This is a genomic window from Pseudolysinimonas sp. (genome assembly GCF_057350545.1).
Map to the genome: position 1 here is coordinate 1 of NZ_JBMRCP010000082.1, position 16,068 is coordinate 16,068.

A 16,068-nucleotide genomic window follows, 5' to 3' on the forward strand; every position below is an offset into this window, starting at 1 on the left:
CTCGTTCTGCATCGATACGACGATGCCGGTCGGGATGTGGGTGATGCGCACCGCCGAGTCGGTCGTGTTGACGCTCTGGCCGCCGGGGCCGCTCGAGCGGAAGACATCCACCCGGATGTCGCCCTCGGGAACCTCGACCTCCTTGGCCTCCTCCATGACGGGGATGACCTCGACGGCAGCGAAGCTCGTCTGGCGCTTGTCGGCCGAGCCGAAGGGGCTGATGCGGGCGAGACGATGGGTGCCGGCCTCGACGCTCAGGGTGCCGAACGCGTAGGGCGCATCCACCTCGAAGGTCGCCGACTTGATGCCCGCGCCTTCCGCGTAGGAGGTGTCGAGCACCTTCACGGGGTACTTGTGGCGCTCCGCCCAGCGCAGGTACATGCGCAGAAGCATCTCGGCGAAGTCGGTCGCGTCGTCGCCACCGGCGCCCGAGCGGATGGTGACGACGGCGCCGCGGTCGTCGTACTCGCCGTCGAGCAGGATCTGCACCTCGAACTCGCCGAGGGCCTTCTGCAGCGAGACCAGCTCGTCGCGGGCCTCCTGCGCGACCTGCTCGTCGTCGCCCTCGATCGCGAGTTCGACGAGCACCTCGAGGTCGTCGAGACGGGACTGGATGCCCGTGATGCGCGCGAGCTCGGACTGACGGTGGCTCAGCGCGCTCGTGACCTTCTGCGCGGCCTCGGGGTCGTCCCAGAGGTCTTGCGCGCCGGCCTTCTCGCTCAGATCGGCGATCTCCGCCTGCAGCCGCTCGACTCCGATCACGCTGCGGATGTCGTCGAACGTGCTGCGGAGGGCCGCGATTTCTGCGCCGAGGTCGAGGTCGATCATGTCGCGTCAAGCCTAGGCGTAACGTGTGGAGCGATGAGCACCGAGGACACTCCGTTCCGCTGGCGCTCCATCGTCGTCGTGGTCTTCCTCCCCACGATCGTCTTCGCGATGGGGCAGTTCGCGCTCATCCCGGTCATCCCGGCGCTCGCCCGCGGTCTCGGCACCGACCTCGGCGGCGCCGCGCTCATCGCGTCGATGCTCGTCGTCGGACAGCTGCTCGGCGACATCCCGAGCGGTGCGATCGTGGCGCGCATCGGCGAGCGCCGCGCCATGCTCGCGGCGGCGGGCCTCGCGCTCGTCGGCGCCGTCACGCTGCTGCTCGCACCGCACCCCGCGGTGCTCGGCCTCGGGGTGCTGCTCATCGGCATCGCGGGGGCCGCCTTCGGTCTCGCCCGCCACGCGTTCATGACGACCTACGTGCCGCTCCACGTGCGGGCGCGGGCACTGTCGACGCTAGGCGGCAGCAACCGCCTCGGCGCCGTGGCCGGCCCGTTCGCGGGCGCCGCGCTCCTCACCGTCACGGGCGAGCCGGCGAGCGTCGTCGCCCTGCTCGCGACGTGCTGCTTCGTCGCCGCGGGACTGCTGCTCGTGCTGCGCGACCCGGCAGCGGCCTTCACCCGGGGTCCGCGCACGCGCGGCGAAGCGGAGGTCGGCGCCGAGGCGACCGGCCTGTGGCGCACACTCGCGGCGAAGCGGACCGTGCTGCTGACCCTCGGGATCGGCTCGGCGATCCTCTCCGGGTTGCGGCAGGTGCGACAGGTGGTGCTGCCCGTGTGGGCGATCAGCATCGGTCTCGACGCCCCGACGACCTCCGTCGTCATCGGCATCGCGGGGGCCGTCGACTTCTCGCTGTTCTTCCTCGGCGGCTGGATCATGGACCGCTTCGGGCGGCTCTGGACGATCCTGCCGTGCGGGCTCGGGCTCTCCGCGGGGCTCATCGCGCTCGCGTTCACCCACGACCTCGACGCCCGGGTCGGCTGGTTCGTCGGCATCGCCCTCTTCCTGGCGATCGCGAACGGGGTCGGCTCCGGCATCCTCATGACGCTCGCCGCCGACCTCGCCGACCGCCGCAATCCGGCGCCGTTCCTCGGGGCGTGGCGGTTCACGACCGACCTCGGCGGCGCAGGTGGCCCGGTGCTCGTCACCGCACTCACGGCGGCGTTCAGTCTCGCGATCGGCGTCGCCACGCTCGGCGTCGTCGGGATCGCGGGGGCGGTGCTGATGGCCGTGTTCGTGCCGCGATATGTGGCGTCGCGGCCCGGGCAGGGAGCGAGCTGACCCCGGCGTCGCGGATAATTCTCGGGTGCCCGACAGTCCGCTCGCCGCGAGCCCGTACACGGTGCTCGGCGTCACGGCGCAGGCGAGCGCCGCGGAACTCAAGCGCGCCTTCCGGCGACGACTGCGCGAGACGCACCCCGACACCGGCGGCGACCCCGCTGTCTTCGTGCGCGTCCAGCTCGCCTGGGAGCAGGTCGGCACCCCCTCGGCGCGTGCCGCGTACGACGCCGGGTCGCGACGTCACGACGACGAGGGCGGACGCACCTGGGCCCCGGCACCGCCGCGGAAACGCGAGAACGCGTCACGCCCGCAGGCGCGCACGCAAGGGCATCCCGGCGGCTGGTATCGCGAGCGCTACCTCGACCTGCTGCGCGAATGGGTGGGTCGGGGCGCCGACATCCCCGATCCCTACGACGCGGTGCTCGTGCGCTCGGCGCCCGTCGAGGTGCGCCACCTGCTCGCCTCGGCGATCGCCGAGGAGCAGTCGGCTGTCGCGCTCGCCGGCCTCGGGATGGGGTTCACCGTCTGGCACGACGTCGACACCGCGGCCGGTGCCGGCGGTGCGGGCAAGATCGATCACATCGTGCTCGGCCCGAGCGGGCTCTGGGGGATGCTGAGCGAAGACTGGGGCGAAGAGGTCGCGGTGCGCCGCGGCGAGCTGATCGGTCCCGGTATCCCGCGCGACGAACGGCCCGTGCAGGAGCTCGCGCGCCGCACGCGCAGCTTCGAGAAGGTCGCGCGGGTGAAGTTCTCGGGGCTCGTCATCGTCGTCGGCGACGGCGCGAGTGCCGAAGGGGTCGCGGAGATCGGCAAGGTGCGCAGCGCTCGCGCGTTCCTCGTGCAGCGGCCTCGTCTCGCGCACTTCGTGCGGACCGGGGTTCCGGGGGTCGGCACCGGGGGCACCGATCTCTTCGAGCTGCGCACGCGCGTGCAGGGCGCGGCTCGGTTCGTCTGACTCTCGGCGCGGTCGAATGCCGCCTGAGAAGAGTGGGCGGTCGCCGATACCCGAAATCGGCGACCGCCTCAGTCGCGAGTGGCTGGGCACTGCGAACGACTGTCGACAGCAGTCTGCTCCCTCTCACCGACACCGCGAGGGACTTGTCAACAGGGGTGCCGTGTGGGATAACCGCGCTCAGCCGAACACCGCGCGAGCGGTCGCGGTCGCCTCGATCCGCAGGCCGTCGGGAAAGAACACCGTGACGACCGGCGGTCGCCACACCGCGGACAGCGTCACCATCGCGCTCTCGCCGTCGGGCGTCGTCGCCTGCTCGAGCACGAGGCCCTCGAACCCGCCATTCGGCGTCGAACCGAGGAACGCGCTCACGTCGCGGTGCACGTCGGCCGGCTCGAGCTCGACCTCCGGCCGACCGTCGACGAGTCGCACGTCGTCGAGGTCGAACGCCTCGGCGCCGACGAGTGCCGCCCCGTCGGCGAGGGTGAACAGCTGCTTGCGTTCGAGGTAGAGCGAGGATGCCGCCGCCGCGACGAGCACGAGGGCGAGCCCGAGCGCCCCGAAGCCCGCGACGAGCGGAAGGGTCGACCCGTCGTCGTCGTGGAGCGACCTCATCACGACCCCGCGAATCGCGACACCTGCTCGGTCGCGACCGAGTCGATCGGCACACCCAGGGGGAGGTCGGTCTCGAGCACGGCGGGGAAGAGCGGGAGGGGCGCGACGATCGAGATCGTGACGGTCACGAACCCGCGGCGGGTGAGGCATTCGGCCGGATCGGGGCGGCAACTGATCGCGACCGTCGCATCCCCGGCGTCGAGCCCGTAGTCGGCGAGCGTGACGGCGATCGCGCGCTCGGCGGCCGCTTCCCCCGCGGCGACGGACGACGCCTGCACGAACACCCGTGACGCCTGACGCGCGGCACCTTCGACGGCGAACGAGGCGCTCTGGATGCTCGCGAGGGCGAGCACGAGGTAGACGGTCGGCACGAGCAGCAGGAGCCCGACGGTGATGAACTCGATCGACGCCGATCCCCTCTCGTCGAGGAGGAGGTCAGTCGAGCGTCTCTTGGGCCGCATGACCCTCCACCTCCAATCCCCCGCCCACTCCGAGGAGCCCGACGACCGGGAGCGTCGTGCGAACCGTGACGGTGACGGCGGGATGCCCCATCCACTCCCCCGTCGCGACCGTGACGTCGGTCGCGTAGTCGGCCCCGATCGCCTCCGTGATGAGCGCGCGGGTGCGGGCGACGCCGTCGGCGGGCACGTTGTCGGCGAGCGCCGCGAACCGGGCGCCCTCGGCCGCCGCGTCGAGCACCGTGTTGCGCACGTGCAGGGCGAGCCCGAGTTGTACGACGGCGAGCGTGAGCACGGTGAGCAGCACGCCGACGAGCGTGAACTCGACGACCGCCGAGCCCTCGTCGTCGCGGAGGCGCATCGTCGCTAGAAGCCCGTCACCCGGTCGAGCGCGCTCTGGAAGATCTGCCCGAGCGCGGGGCCGGCGATGGCCCAGATCGCGATCACGAGGCCTGCCGTCATCAACGAGATCAGCACCCAGCCCGGTACGTCACCGCGTTCCTGGCGGAGCAACTCCGCCCATCGTCCCCTGATCGTGTCCATGCCCGACATGGTCGCGCGGACCTCGCTCGGGCCGCGCCATCCATCCACACCCCTCGAGGACGGGCGCCGGTCGCCGGGGTGTTCTAGGGTGGCATTCCCGAAAGGACGACGGTGCCGCAGTACGACTTCAACCCGCCACCGGGCTGGCCGGCGCCGCCGCAGGGATGGCGTCCAACTCCCGGGTGGCAGCCCGACCCGTCGTGGCCGCCACCTCCTCCGGGCTGGAGCTTCTGGAGCGTGCGGCCGCCGTCGAAAGCCGCACGCCGGGCGTTCGCGATCGTCGGCGCGGTCAGTGCTCTCGCCCTCGTCGCCGTCGTGGCGGTCGTCGCCGTGCGGGGCTCGACCTCCGACCGCGGCATCACCGTGCCCGACGGTGCCCCCGTCCCGGTGTTCGCGACCGTCGCGGAGGCGACCGAGTACTACGAACAGCAGAAGCACGACCTCCGCGGCTTCATCGACGCCGAGCCCTTCGGGTACGACTACACGTTCGTCGACGATCTCCTCGCCGACCTCGACGACAGCGTCGGCGCGGAGAGCACCGACCTGTTCCCCGACCCGGCCGTGATCGCGCGAGCCGGCTACCAGGTGCTCGACACGCAGGATCGCTTCGCCGGGCTCGTCGAGAAGTGGGAGGCCGACTTCGCCCCGAAGCCCGAGCTGCTCACCAACGCCACCGGCAGCGTCGCCGAGGCGGCGCTCGACGCCGTGAGCGCCGGAGTGGCCGACATCCGCTTCGACGACTTCTGCGGCACCACCGACGAAGCGCTCGCGTGCGTCGCCACCGGCACCGTCGTGCACGTGCCCGCCGAACTTCTCGACTACGACGACGAGCGGATGCGCGCCGAGTTCGGCGACCACTGGACGTCGGTCATGTGGCACGAGTTCGCGCACGTCATCCAGAACAAGTACCTGTTCCGACTCTGGGATGACCCCGATTTCCAGCGGCTCTTCGTCGACCCCGCGGTGCCCCCCGGCAACGGAGACATCGACTACCCGGCCGAGCACTCGGCCGACTGCATGGCCGCGGCCGTGTTGGACGACTACATCATGGGCTACGACGGCGAGTGCACCCCCGAGAAGCTCGACTTCGCGCGCACCATCTGGGACGGCTCCTTCTACATCGGCTGACGTGGTGTCAACCTCCAGCACGCCTTCAGGATGCCGCGCAGACTGGATCCATGACGCAGCTCGATTCGATGACGCGCGCCTCCGCGGCCCACTCGGCCCATATCGAGAGCGCCGAGGCGGAGACGGAGCGGATCATCCGGTCGGCGACGATCTGGCTCGGTGCGATCATCGTGACGGCTGCTCTGCTGCTCGGCCCCTCCGTGGCGGCGGGATGGCGCCCCGGCGACTTGCCTCTGCAGGAGCAGGCCGTCTGGTGGTTCGGCGCGATCGTCGCGGCGGCCGGAGTAGCGGCGCTCGTCTGGGCCGGATGCCCCACGCTCGGGTATCCGGTCGCGCAGGCGTGGCGGCAGAAGCGCATCTGCGTGCGCATCGGCATCGTCGCGAGCCTCGTCGGGATGGCGGTGGCGGGTCTCTCCGTGCTGCTCGCGCCGGCCGTCTGAACGGCCCGGGTGCCCGCCCCTCTCGCTAGCGTGAGGTCATGACCGCCGACGAGCTGCTCGCCGACCTCCGCGCGGTCGCCGACCCCGCTCGGCATCCGCAGAAGCACTACCGGGGTGGGGGCGGCATCCTCGGGGTGCGCATGGGCGAGCTGTTCGCGATCAGCGCACGATATGTGCGGATGCCGCTCGCCGAGGTCGGGCGTCTTCTCGACGAGCGGGAGTACGAGCCCCGGCTGGAGGCGTTCTGCATCCTCGACTTCGCCGTGCGCAAGCGTCCCACCGATGACGAGCGCCGCGCGCGGCACGACCTCTACCTCGCGCGGCATGACGCGATCGACGCCTGGGACATGGTCGACCGTGCGGCCCCGCGGGTGATCGGCGCGTACCTGGCCGACAAGCCGCGCGACGTGCTGTTCGAGCTCGCGGCATCCCGCGACCCCTGGCGGCGGCGCACCGCGATGACGGCGCCGCTCGTCTACACGCGAGCCGGGCACCCGGGTTTGCCCGACCTGTATCGCCTGGCCGGGATGCTGCTCGCCGACCGCGACCCGATCGTCGCGAAGCCGGTGGGCATCGCCCTCAAGCACGCGGGCGGAGCGGACCCCGACGGAGTGCGCGCGTTCCTCGTCGAGCACGGCGACGCGGTGCCTGCCCCGATCCGCCGGGAGGCGCGTGCGAAGCTCCCCGTCTGACGGAGCCGCGCACTGCGGTCAGCGCAGCAACGACCCGTCGACCTGCGAGACGACGAAGATCCCGATGCCGAGGATCGACAGCACGACGACTGCGGCGAACACCGCCATGAGCACGAGCATCCGCTTCGGCGGGAGGTCGACGGCGACGTTCAGCCCGCCGGTCCCGGTCTTCTCGGTCCAGCCGAGCCGGGCGGCGACGGCGCGGAGATCCGCCTCGCGTCCGGCGCTGTCCTCCGGGGCGTCGGGATTCGCGACCAGCCCCTCGGGAGTGCGGCGGAAGGTCATCGTGCGCCGCAGCCCGGTGTAGCGACCCGACGAGACGCGCCGGCTGGCCGAGTAGCCGCCGAGGGTCCAGCCCTTCCGCTCCCGATCGAGGTCGTGCCCGGCGATGCGTCGCGTCGACCACGAGAAGGTGCGCGCGGCTTCCTCGGCGACGACCCGGAGGTGCACCTCGTCGGACGCCGCAAAGCCCTCGGAGGTCGCCTGACGCAGCGGGTGGCGCGCGACGAAGCCGTCGGACGTGCGGTCGGTCGTCCAGGGCGGCCCGAACTCGGCGGCAACCCCGGCCCGGAACTCGTCGATGGGATCGGCAGCCTGTGGATCGCTCACCTTCGCAGACTAGCGAGCGACGGGCGATAGTTGCAGAATCACCCGGGAGGACGGGGCAATGTGCAACTAACCCGACAAAACCCTCAGTGCTCCGCCGGCGACTGCATCGCGTGGATGTACTCCTTGATGGAGGGCATCGCCTCGAGCTTGTCTTGGAAGAAGGTGTTCACGAGGTTGATGACGCGGGCCTGCGCGCCGTCGACCGCCGCGGTGCGGGCCTCGCCGGGTTCGAGCGACTCGAGGGCGCGCGCGAGATCCTGGATGGCGGCGACGATCTCCTCCTCCGCAGGGCCGTCGAGCGCCTTCACGACGTCGAGCACGAGCGCATCCGCCTGACGGCGCACGTCGTCGATCGGGATCGACGAGCCCGGCTGCGTCGCGTTGTCGAGCGTCACGATGAGCGACCACACCTGGTAGAGGATCGTCGTCGGCTCGTCGAACAGTCCGCGTACGAAGGCGGCGTCGTAGTGCCGCCCCGAGAGCCGGAAGACGTTGTACATGCGCTTCGCGGCCTTGCCGTAGTTGAGGTGCTTCGTGAGGTACTTGCGCACCTCCTTCTCGAGCTGCTCGACGTAGCTGTCGAGTGCGTCGTCGGAGACGTGGGCGACGATCTTCGCGAACGTCGGCACCTCCTCCGCGTCGAGGTAGACCTCCTGGAAGTACGTGTCGAGGTAGCCGTCGAGCGGCGTGATCGTCCCGTCGGGCGCCTCCCACGTGACGTCGATGACGTTGCTCGCGTTCGAGAGCTTGCCGCGCTCGGGGTCGGTCACGACCCAGTCGGCCTTCACCCAGCCCGGGTCGCGGGCGGCGTCCTCCCACCGCACCTCGCCATCCGGGGTCTGGATCACTCCGGCCTCGATGTCGGCGAGCGTCCAGCTGATCGGGGCGCCGGTCTTGGTCGATCCGAGCTTCGCCTCGAGGAACTGGTACGTCGCGCCCCGCGTGAACGCCATGACCTTCTCTTTGAGCGAGGTCGCCAGGATGGCGCTCGCCTCGTCGCGCGTCGCGGCCTTGATGTTGAAGCGCTGGAAGAAGTCGGCATCCCCGGGGAAGCTCTGGATCTTCGACTGGGCCGCCGAGCCCGAGAGCGCGAGCGCCCCCTCCGTGGTCGCCGGGTCGCCCGTGAGCTCGACGATCGCGCCGATCTTGCGGAACCGCGCGAGGTCTTTCGGCGAGAAGTCGAGCATCGCGACGCGGTGGCCGAACGTGCCGCTGCGCACATCCACGGTGACGTCGTCGTCGCTCTGCGCCGCGATCGCCGCGAGCCACGCGACGGTGTCGGCCTCGTCGAGCTTCACCCCGAGACGCTCCGCCGATTCGATGATGCGCTGCACCTCGGGATTCATGGTGTCGCTCACGGCGTCTCCTCGATCAGGATGCTTCGGTCAGGATGCTTCGGGTGTCAGGATGCTTCGGTGGCTTGCGAGCTCGCGGTGCGGAGGGCGGCGGCATCCTCGGAGATCCGGCGGAACAGCTCGGCCTGATCCCGGGCGTCACCGAGAGCGTTGTGGGACAGCGGGCGGCCTGAGAGGTACTTCGGCGAGAGGTGCCGCATGCTCGTCTGCTCCCAGGTGGAGCCCATCATGCCGACGTAGTAGGACTTGATGTCAAGACCCCCGTGCCCGAACGGGTTGTCGAGACCGTAGCGCACGAAGTACTCGTTGACGAACATCCAGTCGAAGACGGCATTGAAGCCGACGAAGACGGCGCGGTGCGTCTGCGGCGGCACGACGTCGCGGATCCACTGCGCGAACTCCGCCATCGCCCGCGCGGGTTCGGTGCCGTGCTCGGCCAGATGCTCCATCGTGAGGCCGCTCACCGCGAGGGCGCTGTCGACGACGGCGAGGCGGTCGGGCTTGAGCTCGACGTAGAAGCCGCGGTCGGGGTCGTCGATCGGGCACGCCCCGATCGACACCATCGCGTAGTCACCGGGGGTCGGGCCGGCCGTCTCGACGTCGACCGAGATGAACCGCTCGGGACGGATGCGCTGCTTCTCCGACACCGCCACCGTCAGGCCTGACCGAGGTGCGCGGTGACCTCGATCTCGATCTTCATCGCAGGGTTGGAGAGCCCGGCGACGAACATCGTGGCCGCGGGCCGCACCTCGCCGAAGACCTCCTGCAGGGCGGGCCAGGTCTTCTCGAAGTCGGCGCCGTCGGGCAGCAGGTAGTGCACGCGCACGACGTCGGCGAAGGACGCCCCCGCCTCGGCGAGGGCCGCACCGATGTTCTTGAGCGTCTGCCGCGCCTGCTCTTCGACGTCGTCGGAGATCGTCATCGTCGCGTAGTCGTATCCGGTGGTCCCCGAGACGAACACCCACTCGCCCGAGACCACGGCACGCGAGTACCCGATCTGCGACTCGAAGGTGGACCCGGACGAGATCAGCCTGCGCATGGTTCGAGGCTACTGGTGCCCGGCGGGCATCCTTCTCCGTTCGATGCAAGCCCCTGGCGCGCGCACCGCCCCGCGACGGACCGTGGAGCATGGACGATCACCTCAAGCAGCCGACCGATCACCTGCCGCCGACGTCCGAGCGGGATGCCGACGACGAGCGCACGACGGCGGGCGAGCCTTACCCGGACGACGCGCCGACCGAGCAGGGCGGGGTCTCGCCCGACACGGCCGCCGAGCCCGACAAGCCCGCCCGGCACGGAGTCGCGAAGCTTCCGCCCGGCCCGCATTGAGTCACCGCGCGGGTTCCGGCTCCGGTTCGGGCTCCGCCTGGTCGGCGACCGCCACCGGTCTCACGACTGCGTCGGCGGCCTTCTCGGCGCGCACGCACGCGATGCCGACGAGGATGAGCACCCCGCCGAGCAGCTGGAACGGTCCGAGCGCCTCGCCGAGCAGCGCCCACGCGAACAACGACGCGAAGACGACCTCGAGCATGCCGACGAACGACATGAGCCGCGATCCGAGCCGCTGCGATGCGGTGATGCTGAACGAGTAGGCCACCGCGGTCGTGACGGCGAGCACGAGGAAAGGCTCCCACCACGGCACGATGCCGCCGAGCGAGGCGACGTCGCCGAAGGTGGCGGTGAAGGGGACGAGCCCGGTGAGTCCGACGAGCAGCAGCGAGAGCGCTCCGAGCAGCAGACCACCGGCCGCGAAGGCGACGGGCGGCAGCCCGTCCGCGGGGCGCGCGGCGAGCACGTAGTAGAGCGCGCAGCCGACGGCCGCGGCACCCGCGAGCATGAAGCCGAGCGGGTCGCCGCCGCCCACCGGCCCGATGATGAGCACGAGCCCGGCGAGCGCGACCGCCGCTCCGAGGAGCACGATCGCGCGGGGCAGCCGCCGCGTGGCGATCGCGACCCAGGCGACGAGCAGCAGCGGCGCGGTGTACTCGATGAGCAGCCCGGACGACACGGGGATGCGCTGGATGGCGGCGAAGTAGACGAGCTGGGTGCCGGCGACGCCGATGAGCGCCATCCCGAGGATGCGCCAACGGCCCCGCCACACGACGTGCCACTTCCCGCGCAGCGCGCGGGCGGCGAACGGCACGAGCAGCAGTCCGGCCAGGGCGGCCCGTACGGTGACCGCCGCCGCGGGGCTCCATCCCGCCTCCATGAGCGGCTTCACGAGCGCACCCGAACTGCCGAAGGCGAGCGACGCGAGGATGCCGTAGGCGAGTCCGGTGGTGACGGTGGCGCGACTCATGGGTTTCCTGTCAGGAGCGAGATGCGGTTACGCTGCTGACATTAGAGCTCCGGCTCGTAAGGATTCAAATTGCATTTCACCCCTGACACCGAGGACGCGATCGCCTTCCTCGTCGCCCTCGCGAACACCGCACCCGCGGCCTCTCGCAGCGGCGACGACGAGCTCGCGACGACCGCGTCGCTCACGGCGCTCGTCGACGAACACGGCTACTCGGGGCGCTTCGACCGCGACCAGGCCGAGCTCGCCTCCGTGGTGCGCGTGCGTGACGAGCTACGCGCGATGTGGATGCTCCCGCGCGACGAACTCGTCGGCGAGATCAACCGCTGGCTGCGCGAGGTGAACGCCCTTCCCTTCCTCGTGCGGCACGACCGCTTCGACTGGCATCTGCACGCGACCGTCGACGACGCCCCGCTCTCCGAGCGCATGCGCGCGGAGGGTGCGCTCGCGCTCGCGGAGGTCGTGCGCGCCGCCGCCACGGGGCGGATGCGGGTGTGCGCCGCCGACGACTGCGCCGGCATCCTGCTCGACCAGTCCCGCAACGGCTCCAAGCGCTTCTGCTCGGTGCGCTGCGGCAACCGCGTCAACCAGCAGGGGTTCCGCGAGCGGATGGGCTCGGACTAGACCTCCGGACCCTTCCGCGCCATCCAGAGAGTGGGGTCGGCGAGCGGCTCGAAGCCGTACTGCGCGTAAAGGCCGTGTGCATCGGAAGTCGCGAGCATCACGCGACGCACGCCGGCCGCGTCGAGCTCGTGCACGATGCGCGCGACGAGCTGCTTGCCCACCCGGCGTCCCCGCGCCGCGTCGTCGACGAAGACGTCGCAGAGCCAGGCGAAGGTCGCCCGGTCGGTGACGACGCGGGCGAAACCGAGCTGCTCGCCCGACTCGTCGTCGTACGCGCCGAAGCTCCACGACCCGGCGATCGCGGCATCCTGCGTCTCCCGCGTTCGGCCCGTCGCCCAGTACGACTGCTCGCCGATCCACCGATGGATGCGCTCGCGGTCGAGTTCGGCGGGGTCGTCGGAGATGCGGATGCCGTTCATGGTCTTTACCCAATCACCCGTCAACCGGTGGCGCGCGCTCGCGCGTCGTGAGGACATGAAGCGCTCCCGCATCCTCGTGGGCTCCCTCGCCCTCGTCGCGGCGCTCGTCGCGCCCGCCGCCCTCGCGCCCGCACCGGCGCAGGCGTTCCCGACCATCGTCATCCCGACGTGCGCGCAGATGTTCCCGAAGGCCTCGTGGAGCCTCCTCTTTCCGACGGGGATGCGTCTGACCTCCGACACCGTGCGCACGGGCGCGAGCAACGCGCGGCAGGCGGAGATCATCAACGGCGGATGGCACCAGAACTGCACCTGGACGAACGCGCTGGGCACGCGCTCGATCACCGTGAGCGTCGCGTGGATCGACATCGTCGAGCACCGCGAGATCCGCGCCTGGTACGCAGCCCGCGGCATCTCCCAGTTCTCGAGCGGCGGCTCACCGGAGGACTACGCCGCCGTGCCGCACAAGGCTCCGCGGATGGAGATGCACTACACGGGCAAGATGTTCTTCATCGCGATCGACGACCGCGGCTTCGGCAGCCTGGGTGCATCGATGCAGGACGTGCACGAGACCGTCATCCGCCTCAACCCGTGGATGCTGACAATTCCGTGATGCACGCGGACCGTGCTCTCTGCGCGCCGCCGCTATCTTGGCCGCATGCCGGAGGCCCGCCTTCTCACTGCCAGTTGCACGACGGGCTGGCTCGATTGGATCCATAGCGAGCTGTGGCTTCTCGACGATGGCCTCCTGGTGCTGAGAACCAGCCTCGCAAGGACCCTGGCGAACGCTCTCGGCCCCACTGTGAGTTCGACACCGCTGAGGAAAGACTTCGGGCCGCTGGAGCTGGAGACGCTCCAGTCGGCACGGCCCGAGGCGTGGATCGTGGCTTCGAGCATCCGCGCAGTGTCCTTCCGCTTCGGCGCGTTCGCCAACCAGGTCACCATCGCCTCGGCGGCCGGTGAGCGGAAGCTCTTGTGGTTCCCGCACGACCGACCGGAGGTCCCTCTCCGCGAGGCGTTCGTTCGATGGGGAGTCCCATTCGACGGCTGACGGCCGCAGTCCGGGTTGAGGACCCACGCGTTTGTCGTCAGAACCCCAACTGAAGCACCATCACACCCGGGAAGATCGCAAAGAGCACCGTGATGGGGAGCACGCCCAGCACGAGCGGGAACATCATCGCGATCTCCTTCTTGCCCGCCGCCTCGAGCAGACCGCGCTTGGCGTCGTCGCGGGAGTCCTGCGCCTGCGCGCGCAGCACGTCGACGAGCGGGGTGCCGCGCTCGAGCGCTCCGAGCAGCTGGTCGACGGTGCGGGTGAGGGCGGGTAGCCGGATCTCGTCGGCGCAGCGTTCGAGCGCAAGGGCCAGCGGGATGCCCGCGTTGACCTGCGCGACGACGGTGCCCAGTTCGCGCGCGAGGTCGCCGTTGCCGGCTCGGGCGACACGTCGCAGCGCGTCGAGCACGCCCTCGCCCGCGGAGAGGCTCAGGGTGAGGAACTCCAGCACGGTCGGCAGCTCGGAGGCGATGCGCTCACGCCGCGCCCGCGCCGCGCGCGAGAGGAGCTGATCCGGCAGCAGCACGCCGACCGCAAGGGCCAACATCACGATCGCGCCGAGCAGCAGCGGCGACACCGTCGACGATCGCGCGATCGCCACCGCGAGCAGGATGCCGAGCCCGGCGCCGGTGGCCGCGCCGACGAGCTGCCGGCCGCGCAGTGCCTCGACCGCCAGTGACCACCCCGCCTGACGGAGACGACGCTCGACGTCGTCGTCGCCTCCGAAGACCGACGCGAGTGCCGCGCGAAGGCGACGGCCGGTCGGAGCGAGCAGCCCTCCGAGGAACGACAGCGGTTCCGCCGGTCGGCGATCGAGCAGTTCGCGCGCGGCCGGTGAGATGTCGGCGACGTGCGGCGCGAGCCGTGCCGCGAGCCGCGGCGCCCCGACGCGCGGCACGAGGCCGAGAAGCGCCCACAGCCCCAGGCCGAGCGCGACTCCGGAAGGCACAGCGAGGGCGACGAGCCCGCTCACGCGTACCACCGCCGTTCCTCGGGCAGTCGGCCGAGGGCGATCATGACGCGGTACGCGACGATCGAGACGACGAGCCCGACTATCAGCAGCACCAATCCGGCGGGAGAGTTGTACGCGGCCGCCGCCTCAGGACGCGACGCGAGGAGCAGCAGCACGACCCACGGGGCGACGACGCCGAGCCGCGCGGCACCTCGTACCCACGACTGCCGCGCCTCGACCTCCGACCGCACCGCGGCATCCGCTCGCAGCGACGCCGCAAGACTCCGCAGGATCGCCGGAAGCTCCGAGCCGCCGACCTCGCGGGCGAGCTTGAGCGTCTCGACGATGCGGTCGGCGATCGGATCGGCGAGGTCGCGCTTGAGGTCGTCGAGCGCGGTGGCGAGGTTGCCCGAGCCGAGGGCGCGGCGCTCGAAACGGCGGAACGCGAGGCGCAGCTCGGGCGGCCCGACCTCGGCGAGCGCACCGACGGCTTCGGCGAGCGGCAGACCCGCCCGGATGCCCGACACGAGGTGGTCGACGAGGTCGGGCCAGGCACTCCGGAGCGTGCGACGGAGGGTGCGGGCACGCGCGGAGAGCACCACGAGCGGGAGGGCGGCACCGAGTCCGGCGCCGGCGAGCGACAGCCCGGGCACGGGGGCGATCGCGAGCACGAGGGCTGCCGCGACGACGGCCGAGAGGACGCTCATCGCGATCGGAACCCCCACCGCCACCCGCGCGAGCCCCGCCTGCGCGAGACGCTCACGCCATCCGTCGAGCCACGAGCGCCGGGGCGGCGACGGCGTGCCCCGCGGCCACAGGAACGGCGAGGCGATGAGCAGCAGCCCCGCGCCGAGCAGGAGCCCCACCGCGATCGTCACGACGCCCGCCGGAGGTAGGCGGCGGGATCGACACCGGCGCGGGTGAGCTTGTCGCGCTGCACCGGCAGCTCGCCCGTCGGCTCGAGCGTCGCGCCGACGCGCGTGAACAGCCGGGTCGACTCGACGACACCGTCGGCGGAGCGGCCGGTCGGCGCGAGGATCTCGACGACGTGCCGGTGTCCGGAGCGGTCGAGCTCGGCGTGCACGACGAGGTCGATCGAGGTGGCGACGGTCGGCACGACGAACGACGCGTCGATGTTGCGGCCCGCGAGCAGCGGGAGGGTCGTGAGCTTCCGTAGCGCGTCGGCGCCGGAGTTGGCGTGCAGCGAGCACATCCCCGGCAACCCGGAGTTGAGCGCGATGAGCAGGTCGAGCGACTCCGCCTCGCGCACCTCCCCCACCACGAGTCGGTCGGGGCGCATCCGCAAAGCCTCCTTCACGAGCCGCCGCAGCGTCACCTCGCCGGTGCCCTCGAGCGACGGCTGCCGGCACTGGAGCGCCACCCAGTCGGGCGAGGAGACCGCAAGCTCGAAGGTCTCCTCGACCGTCACGATGCGCTCCTCGGGGCGGGCGGAGGCGAGCAGCGCGCCGAGCATCGTCGTCTTGCCCGACTGCGTCGCCCCCGACACGAGGATGTTGAGCCCCGCCCAGACCGCGGCGTGCAGGAACTCGCCGGCCTGCGCCGTCAGCGAGCCGAGCCGCACGAGCTCGCGAAGGTCGCGCATTCCGGAGCGGAACTTGCGGATGTTGACCGCCACGTGTCGCCGCGTGATGTCGGGGATCGCGACGTGGAGCCGCGACCCGTCGGGGAGGCTCGCGTCGACGAAGGGTGAACTCAGGTCGACGCGGCGACCGGTGGAACGCAGCATCCGCTCGACGAGGTCGCGGACGTCGGCCTCCGTGAGCACGAGGGCGACGCGCTCCGAGACACCGTTGCGGGCGACGAAGAC

23 protein-coding genes are annotated in these 16,068 nt (G+C 71.2%); 9 read left to right on the forward strand and 14 right to left on the reverse strand.

What is annotated here, in order from left to right; translation table 11 throughout:
• Positions 1 to 828: PCRF domain-containing protein (locus tag ACO1X9_RS11910; RefSeq protein WP_486351056.1), on the reverse strand; the 828-nt coding region annotated here is incomplete at its 3' end.
• A 33-nt stretch (positions 829 to 861) separates the two neighbouring features.
• Here ACO1X9_RS11910 and ACO1X9_RS11915 point away from each other — a divergent pair.
• Together ACO1X9_RS11915 and ACO1X9_RS11920 are read left to right on the forward strand one after the other, a co-directional pair.
• Positions 862 to 2,106, forward strand: a complete 1,245-nt coding sequence (locus ACO1X9_RS11915) for an MFS transporter (protein WP_486351057.1) — start codon at positions 862 to 864, stop codon at positions 2,104 to 2,106.
• 25 nt (positions 2,107 to 2,131) lie between these two features.
• The gene (locus tag ACO1X9_RS11920) at positions 2,132 to 3,061 is read left to right on the forward strand and encodes a J domain-containing protein (RefSeq protein ID WP_486351058.1); all 930 of its coding nucleotides are present in this window, start codon (positions 2,132 to 2,134) and stop codon (positions 3,059 to 3,061) included.
• A gap of 177 nt (positions 3,062 to 3,238) precedes the next feature.
• On the opposite strand, the gene ACO1X9_RS11925 is transcribed toward ACO1X9_RS11920, so the two are convergent.
• The 4 genes from ACO1X9_RS11925 to ACO1X9_RS11940 are packed head-to-tail and all read right to left on the reverse strand — an operon-like array spanning position 3,239 to position 4,674.
• Positions 3,239 to 3,673: a pilus assembly protein TadG-related protein gene (locus ACO1X9_RS11925; RefSeq protein ID WP_486351059.1), complete on the reverse strand. Its 435-nt coding sequence runs from the start codon at positions 3,671 to 3,673 to the stop codon at positions 3,239 to 3,241.
• A complete protein-coding gene (locus ACO1X9_RS11930) occupies positions 3,673 to 4,134 on the reverse strand; it encodes a hypothetical protein (protein WP_486351060.1) in 462 nt (153 codons plus the stop codon). Before ACO1X9_RS11930 ends, ACO1X9_RS11925 begins: the two co-directional genes overlap by 1 nt.
• Entirely contained in the window at positions 4,109 to 4,492 is a 384-nt protein-coding gene (locus ACO1X9_RS11935) for a TadE family protein (protein WP_486351061.1), read from the reverse strand. The genes ACO1X9_RS11930 and ACO1X9_RS11935 overlap by 26 nt, the downstream gene beginning before the upstream one ends.
• A gap of 5 nt (positions 4,493 to 4,497) precedes the next feature.
• Positions 4,498 to 4,674, reverse strand: coding sequence for a hypothetical protein (locus ACO1X9_RS11940; RefSeq protein WP_486351062.1), 177 nt, complete (start codon positions 4,672 to 4,674; stop codon positions 4,498 to 4,500).
• Positions 4,675 to 4,785: 111 nt separating this feature from the next.
• On the opposite strand from ACO1X9_RS11940, the gene ACO1X9_RS11945 reads away from it, so the two are divergent.
• Genes ACO1X9_RS11945 through ACO1X9_RS11955 form a run of 3 tightly spaced genes read left to right on the forward strand, consistent with a single transcriptional unit; the run spans position 4,786 to position 6,934 of the window.
• Entirely contained in the window at positions 4,786 to 5,802 is a 1,017-nt protein-coding gene (locus ACO1X9_RS11945) for a hypothetical protein (protein WP_486351063.1), read from the forward strand.
• Between the two features lie 50 nt (positions 5,803 to 5,852).
• On the forward strand, positions 5,853 to 6,242 hold the full coding sequence (locus ACO1X9_RS11950; RefSeq protein ID WP_486351064.1) for a hypothetical protein: 390 nt from the start codon (positions 5,853 to 5,855) through the stop codon (positions 6,240 to 6,242).
• Between the two features lie 38 nt (positions 6,243 to 6,280).
• A complete protein-coding gene (locus tag ACO1X9_RS11955; protein WP_486351065.1) occupies positions 6,281 to 6,934 on the forward strand; it encodes a DNA alkylation repair protein in 654 nt (217 codons plus the stop codon).
• 18 nt (positions 6,935 to 6,952) lie between these two features.
• Here the strand turns inward: ACO1X9_RS11955 and ACO1X9_RS11960 are convergent, their stop codons facing one another.
• The 4 genes from ACO1X9_RS11960 to ACO1X9_RS11975 all read right to left on the reverse strand — a co-directional run bounded on the left by ACO1X9_RS11960 (position 6,953) and on the right by ACO1X9_RS11975 (position 9,937).
• Positions 6,953 to 7,543 (reverse strand): hypothetical protein, encoded by a 591-nt coding sequence (locus ACO1X9_RS11960; protein ID WP_486351066.1) that lies wholly within the window; start codon positions 7,541 to 7,543, stop codon positions 6,953 to 6,955.
• Between the two features lie 83 nt (positions 7,544 to 7,626).
• A complete protein-coding gene (locus tag ACO1X9_RS11965) occupies positions 7,627 to 8,901 on the reverse strand; it encodes a hypothetical protein (protein ID WP_486351067.1) in 1,275 nt (424 codons plus the stop codon).
• Positions 8,902 to 8,945: 44 nt separating this feature from the next.
• The gene (locus ACO1X9_RS11970) at positions 8,946 to 9,551 is read right to left on the reverse strand and encodes a 3'-5' exonuclease (RefSeq protein ID WP_486351068.1); all 606 of its coding nucleotides are present in this window, start codon (positions 9,549 to 9,551) and stop codon (positions 8,946 to 8,948) included.
• A 2-nt stretch (positions 9,552 to 9,553) separates the two neighbouring features.
• Positions 9,554 to 9,937 carry a RidA family protein gene (locus ACO1X9_RS11975; protein ID WP_486351069.1) on the reverse strand — a complete coding sequence of 128 codons (384 nt, stop codon included), beginning with the start codon at positions 9,935 to 9,937 and terminating at the stop codon, positions 9,554 to 9,556.
• A gap of 89 nt (positions 9,938 to 10,026) precedes the next feature.
• Here ACO1X9_RS11975 and ACO1X9_RS11980 point away from each other — a divergent pair, with 89 nt between their 5' ends.
• Positions 10,027 to 10,227, forward strand: a complete 201-nt coding sequence (locus ACO1X9_RS11980; RefSeq protein ID WP_486351070.1) for a hypothetical protein — start codon at positions 10,027 to 10,029, stop codon at positions 10,225 to 10,227.
• 1 nt (position 10,228) lies between these two features.
• Here the strand turns inward: ACO1X9_RS11980 and ACO1X9_RS11985 are convergent, their stop codons facing one another.
• The gene (locus tag ACO1X9_RS11985; protein ID WP_486351071.1) at positions 10,229 to 11,197 is read right to left on the reverse strand and encodes an EamA family transporter; all 969 of its coding nucleotides are present in this window, start codon (positions 11,195 to 11,197) and stop codon (positions 10,229 to 10,231) included.
• Between the two features lie 69 nt (positions 11,198 to 11,266).
• On the opposite strand from ACO1X9_RS11985, the gene ACO1X9_RS11990 reads away from it, so the two are divergent.
• Positions 11,267 to 11,818 carry a CGNR zinc finger domain-containing protein gene (locus tag ACO1X9_RS11990; RefSeq protein ID WP_486351072.1) on the forward strand — a complete coding sequence of 184 codons (552 nt, stop codon included), beginning with the start codon at positions 11,267 to 11,269 and terminating at the stop codon, positions 11,816 to 11,818.
• On the opposite strand, the gene ACO1X9_RS11995 is transcribed toward ACO1X9_RS11990, so the two are convergent.
• On the reverse strand, positions 11,815 to 12,237 hold the full coding sequence (locus ACO1X9_RS11995) for a GNAT family N-acetyltransferase (protein ID WP_486351073.1): 423 nt from the start codon (positions 12,235 to 12,237) through the stop codon (positions 11,815 to 11,817). The two genes, ACO1X9_RS11990 and ACO1X9_RS11995, sit on opposite strands and share 4 nt — an antisense overlap.
• Here ACO1X9_RS11995 and ACO1X9_RS12000 point away from each other — a divergent pair.
• Entirely contained in the window at positions 12,236 to 12,847 is a 612-nt protein-coding gene (locus tag ACO1X9_RS12000) for a hypothetical protein (protein WP_486351074.1), read from the forward strand. The genes ACO1X9_RS11995 and ACO1X9_RS12000 overlap by 2 nt on opposite strands.
• A gap of 45 nt (positions 12,848 to 12,892) precedes the next feature.
• A complete protein-coding gene (locus ACO1X9_RS12005) occupies positions 12,893 to 13,285 on the forward strand; it encodes a hypothetical protein (RefSeq protein WP_486351075.1) in 393 nt (130 codons plus the stop codon).
• 37 nt (positions 13,286 to 13,322) lie between these two features.
• On the opposite strand, the gene ACO1X9_RS12010 is transcribed toward ACO1X9_RS12005, so the two are convergent.
• The 3 genes from ACO1X9_RS12010 to ACO1X9_RS12020 form a co-directional block, all read right to left on the reverse strand.
• Positions 13,323 to 14,261: a type II secretion system F family protein gene (locus tag ACO1X9_RS12010; protein WP_486351076.1), complete on the reverse strand. Its 939-nt coding sequence runs from the start codon at positions 14,259 to 14,261 to the stop codon at positions 13,323 to 13,325.
• Positions 14,258 to 15,118: a type II secretion system F family protein gene (locus tag ACO1X9_RS12015; protein WP_486351077.1), complete on the reverse strand. Its 861-nt coding sequence runs from the start codon at positions 15,116 to 15,118 to the stop codon at positions 14,258 to 14,260. Before ACO1X9_RS12015 ends, ACO1X9_RS12010 begins: the two co-directional genes overlap by 4 nt.
• Positions 15,115 to 16,068 (reverse strand): TadA family conjugal transfer-associated ATPase (locus ACO1X9_RS12020; RefSeq protein WP_486351078.1); only part of this gene is annotated, 954 nt, incomplete at its 5' end. The genes ACO1X9_RS12020 and ACO1X9_RS12015, both read right to left, overlap by 4 nt.

Excerpts from the sequence above, each read along its gene's own strand:
- ACO1X9_RS11915 (WP_486351057.1), top strand. The coding sequence starts at position 862 with ATGAGCACCGAGGACACTCCGTTCCGCTGGCGCTCCATCGTCGTCGTG.
- ACO1X9_RS12005 (WP_486351075.1), top strand. The coding sequence starts at position 12,893 with ATGCCGGAGGCCCGCCTTCTCACTGCCAGTTGCACGACGGGCTGGCTC.
- ACO1X9_RS11975 (WP_486351069.1), bottom strand. The coding sequence starts at position 9,937 with ATGCGCAGGCTGATCTCGTCCGGGTCCACCTTCGAGTCGCAGATCGGG.
- ACO1X9_RS11980 (WP_486351070.1), top strand. The coding sequence starts at position 10,027 with ATGGACGATCACCTCAAGCAGCCGACCGATCACCTGCCGCCGACGTCC.
- ACO1X9_RS12000 (WP_486351074.1), top strand. The coding sequence starts at position 12,236 with ATGGTCTTTACCCAATCACCCGTCAACCGGTGGCGCGCGCTCGCGCGT.
- ACO1X9_RS11955 (WP_486351065.1), top strand. The coding sequence starts at position 6,281 with ATGACCGCCGACGAGCTGCTCGCCGACCTCCGCGCGGTCGCCGACCCC.
- ACO1X9_RS11940 (WP_486351062.1), bottom strand. The coding sequence starts at position 4,674 with ATGGACACGATCAGGGGACGATGGGCGGAGTTGCTCCGCCAGGAACGC.
- ACO1X9_RS11985 (WP_486351071.1), bottom strand. The coding sequence starts at position 11,197 with ATGAGTCGCGCCACCGTCACCACCGGACTCGCCTACGGCATCCTCGCG.
- ACO1X9_RS11995 (WP_486351073.1), bottom strand. The coding sequence starts at position 12,237 with ATGAACGGCATCCGCATCTCCGACGACCCCGCCGAACTCGACCGCGAG.
- ACO1X9_RS11935 (WP_486351061.1), bottom strand. The coding sequence starts at position 4,492 with ATGCGCCTCCGCGACGACGAGGGCTCGGCGGTCGTCGAGTTCACGCTC.
- ACO1X9_RS11950 (WP_486351064.1), top strand. The coding sequence starts at position 5,853 with ATGACGCAGCTCGATTCGATGACGCGCGCCTCCGCGGCCCACTCGGCC.
- ACO1X9_RS11925 (WP_486351059.1), bottom strand. The coding sequence starts at position 3,673 with ATGAGGTCGCTCCACGACGACGACGGGTCGACCCTTCCGCTCGTCGCG.
- ACO1X9_RS11930 (WP_486351060.1), bottom strand. The coding sequence starts at position 4,134 with ATGCGGCCCAAGAGACGCTCGACTGACCTCCTCCTCGACGAGAGGGGA.